4 protein-coding genes are annotated in these 3452 nt (G+C 59.6%); all 4 read left to right on the top strand.

Annotation, left to right across the window (positions count from 1 at the left end; all coding sequences use genetic code 11):
* The first annotated feature begins 127 nt into the window (after nucleotides 1-127).
* The 4 genes from ACFHWW_RS33670 to ACFHWW_RS33655 all read left to right on the top strand — a co-directional run bounded on the left by ACFHWW_RS33670 (nucleotide 128) and on the right by ACFHWW_RS33655 (nucleotide 3386).
* Nucleotides 128-391 carry a DUF5372 family protein gene (locus ACFHWW_RS33670; RefSeq protein ID WP_086018100.1) on the top strand — a complete coding sequence of 88 codons (264 nt, stop codon included), beginning with the start codon at nucleotides 128-130 and terminating at the stop codon, nucleotides 389-391.
* Nucleotides 392-570: 179 nt separating this feature from the next.
* Complete coding sequence (locus ACFHWW_RS33665) at nucleotides 571-1020, top strand: helix-turn-helix domain-containing protein (protein WP_379943664.1); 450 nt, start codon at nucleotides 571-573, stop codon at nucleotides 1018-1020.
* 22 nt (nucleotides 1021-1042) lie between these two features.
* A complete protein-coding gene (locus ACFHWW_RS33660; RefSeq protein ID WP_013850832.1) occupies nucleotides 1043-1312 on the top strand; it encodes a hypothetical protein in 270 nt (89 codons plus the stop codon).
* Entirely contained in the window at nucleotides 1302-3386 is a 2085-nt protein-coding gene (locus ACFHWW_RS33655; RefSeq protein ID WP_379943662.1) for a recombinase family protein, read from the top strand. The genes ACFHWW_RS33660 and ACFHWW_RS33655 overlap by 11 nt, the downstream gene beginning before the upstream one ends.
* Nucleotides 3387-3452: the final 66 nt, after the last annotated feature.

Raw genomic sequence — 3452 nt, 5'->3', positions numbered from 1 at the left:
GCGATCGTGTCGATGCCGCGCAGCCGCAGTTCCTTGACGAGGCGATCCTGCAGCGTCTGGTTGGCGCGCTCGACGCGTCCCTTCTTTCAAGTCCCGGACTGCAGTTCGTGCTGACACTCAAGCGCGCATAGAGTTCGAGGTCACGCACCCGTTCCATCCGTGGCGCGGCTTGCGCTTCGTGCTGTCGACACGCAAACAGAACTGGGGCGAAGACCGCGTCATGTTCTACGACGCTCAAGGACGGTTGCGTTCGCTGCCGGCCTCGTGGACCGATGTCAATGAGGCCGACCTGTTCAGTCAGGTTGCTGCAGGTCGGTCCTTCTCCCGCCCAGACGATCTGTCGGCGCTGGCGTCATTGATTGACCGCATTAAGAGCCGTCAGGAAGAGTGACGAGGCGTCAAGTAAATTACGCCGCACATGTAAGGATAATTATGCCGCGCGCGCGATGCCATCGATCAGAATCAAGGGCATATCGCTTGCATTAATAGGATGTCAGCGACGACAGAGATATAATTTAATTGACGTGCGATTTTTGTGCGGCATAATTTAGCTTACAAAAGGAGGCTCCCATGACCAAAGAAAGCAAGCCCGATCGCCTGCGCCAGATGGGCGCTCTGAACCCCAAGCCCGAGCGCGTCCGCGCCCCCTGGTTCCGGGAAGCAGGTTTCTTTGATCCGCTCGATCTCGTGCAAGTGAAGTATGAGATGCTTCGGCACGCCCGCAAAGACGGCACCAACAAAGCGGATGCGGCCGCGCTTTTCGGGCTGTCTCGGCAGACCTACTATCAAGCGGAGGCCGCGTTCGAGCGCGATGGCATGTCCGGCCTCTTGCCGCGCACCCGCGGGCCGAAGTCAGCCCACAAGCTTACTGGCGAGGTCATGCGTCTCGTCGAGGAGCATCTCGATGCGAACGGCCAACTGCAGGCCCGTTCTCTGGCGGACCTGGTGCATGCGAGACTGGGCATCAGCGTCCATCCTCGCAGCATCGAACGCGCGGTGGCGCGTAAAAAAAAACGATGACAAGCCGACGCACGCAATCGCCATGTCGGAGAACGGCAAGGATGTTTACGAAGCGCTCCGCGCCGATGTTATTTGCGGCACGGCTTGCGCGAGGCGCATGGGCGCCATCGTCTTTCACGGACTGTGGCGCGGCCTGGCAGTGCTCATCGCACCACATCAATCCGCGATAGCGCGACAGCAGTCGACGCCTCGGCTCAAGACAACTTCACTGGTCGCGCACGATCGCCAGCTCGTGCACATGCTCGCCAATATGGTGCTGGCAGCAGAGACAGGAGGAAGCCATGTCTACTGATAATGCCATGAAGATTAGCGCCGATCACCTGCGGCGCGATGCGTTTCTCTACGTCCGCCAGTCCTCTCTTCGTCAGGTGTTCGAGAACACCGAGAGCACGAAGCGGCAATATGCACTGCGGGACCACGCGGTGGCGCTGGGTTGGCCGATTGAGCGTGTCCACGTCATCGACAACGACCTCGGCCTTTCCGGTGCACAGTCGCAGGACCGCGACGGATTTCAGCGCTTGGTGACCGAGGTCGCGATGGGGCACGCAGGGATCGTGCTGGGGCTGGAAGTATCTCGCCTGGCTCGCAACAATGCTGACTGGCATCGCCTTCTGGAACTGGCCGCCATGTCGCGCACGCTCATCATGGACGAAGATGGCGTTTACGACGCCGCGTCGTTCAACGATCGTATGCTGCTCGGCCTGAAGGGCACGATGAGCGAGGCCGAACTCCACATCCTGAAGTCTCGACTGCAAGGCGGCATTCTCAACAAGGCGCGTCGTGGCGAGCTCGAGTTGCCGTTGCCGATCGGACTGGTCTACACGCCTGATATGCGCGTGGTGCTCGATCCGGATCGCCAGATCCAGGACACGGTGCGCATGCTGTTCGATACCTTCCGGGAGGTGGGCTCAGCCTGTGCGGTCGTGCGTCGCCTGCGCAGCGAGAAGATCCTGTTTCCCCGTCGTATCCGTCGCGGCATCGGCAAGGGCGACGTGCTGTGGAGCGAGATCGACCATTCTCGCGTGATCCAGATTTTGCACAATCCACGATACGCTGGTGCTTTCGCATACGGACGCACACGCACGGTCTACAATGCCAAGCTTAAGTCCGTACAGCAGAAGATGCCGAGGTCCGACTGGCAGGTGCTCATCCCTCAGGCCCATGAAGGCTACATCTCATGGGACGAGTTCGAACGCAATCAAACAAGTCTCGAACAAAATGCAGTCGGTTTTTCTCCGGGCCTGCGGGGTCGTATGCCTCGCCAAGGCAACGGCTTATTGCAAGGAAGAGTTTTGTGCGGTCGTTGTGGCGCTCGCATGCGGGTCCATTATGAACAGTTCGAGGGCAATCTTCGTCCCTATTACATCTGCAACGAGGCCGTCGTGCGCCACGCGGGCAAGGCTTGCCAATGGGCAAGAGGGCCAGCGATCGATGAAGCGGTCAGCGCGTTGCTGCTCGAAGCAATGGCACCAACGGCGATAGAGGTCGCGCTTGCGGTGCAGGAGGAGATCTCACAACGTGTCGAGCAAGCTGCCTCGCTGCGCGACAAGCAGTTACAGCGCGCCCGGTATGAGGCTGAACTCGCACGCCGTCGCTACCTGAAGGTCGATCCCGACAATCGCTTGGTTGCCGACGCACTCGAAGCGGACTGGAATGGCAAGCTTCGCGACCTCGATACGCTTCAGCGCGAACATGAGCGTCAGAACGAGACAGACCAGTCATTGCTGGACGGCGCTATGCAGGAACGGATCCGAGCGCTGGCCGCAGATTTTCCGCGCATCTGGAACAACGAGCGCACGAGCCCGGTCGAGCGTAAACGCATGCTTGGTCTCCTCATCGAAGACGTGACACTGCTCGTCGACGAGAAGATCAACATGTACATACGCTGGCGCGGAGGTCGCACGCAAAGTCTGGCAGTAGCTCGTCCCCGGCCCATGGCCGTGATCCGCAAGACCCCGGAAGCGGTTGTGGCACTGATCAACGAACTGCTGGAGACCGACAATGACCAGCAGATTGCCAGTCGTCTCAACGCACTCGGGCATCGTAACTGGCGCGGTGAGGCTTTTACCTTGAAGAAAGTCATGCTCGTTCGTCGAGCCTATGGGCTGAAGACCCGGTTCGAACGGTTGCGCGAGAGCGGCATGCTAACTGGCGAGGAAGTGGCTCGTCGATTTGGCGTAAGCGCCACAACCGTACACCAACTCGGACGCGATGGTGTTCTCAAGCGCCATCGCTACGCTACCAACCACCGCTACCTGTATGAGCCACCGGGCAACGTCAGACTCGCAAAAGGAGTCGGCGGCCGATATGGTAGCCGCCAACCCCGGTTAATTGACGCTCAACAAATCCAACAAGGTGCATCGTGATGTCTGCTCCTTGGCCTGCGGGGTGTTGGCGCAGATGATGTCGATGTTGAGTTCATAAAGGGCTCG

Source organism: Sinorhizobium sp. P24N7 (genome assembly GCF_042436655.1).
Classification (GTDB): Bacteria; Pseudomonadota; Alphaproteobacteria; order Rhizobiales; family Rhizobiaceae; genus Sinorhizobium; species Sinorhizobium meliloti_A.
Note: the sequence above shows the minus strand (reverse complement) of the source record. Positions and strands in the feature narration are given on the sequence as shown.

Coding starts and splice junctions, on each gene's coding strand:
- ACFHWW_RS33665 (WP_379943664.1), top strand. CDS start 571: ATGACCAAAGAAAGCAAGCCCGATCGCCTGCGCCAGATGGGCGCTCTG.
- ACFHWW_RS33660 (WP_013850832.1), top strand. CDS start 1,043: ATGTCGGAGAACGGCAAGGATGTTTACGAAGCGCTCCGCGCCGATGTT.
- ACFHWW_RS33655 (WP_379943662.1), top strand. CDS start 1,302: ATGTCTACTGATAATGCCATGAAGATTAGCGCCGATCACCTGCGGCGC.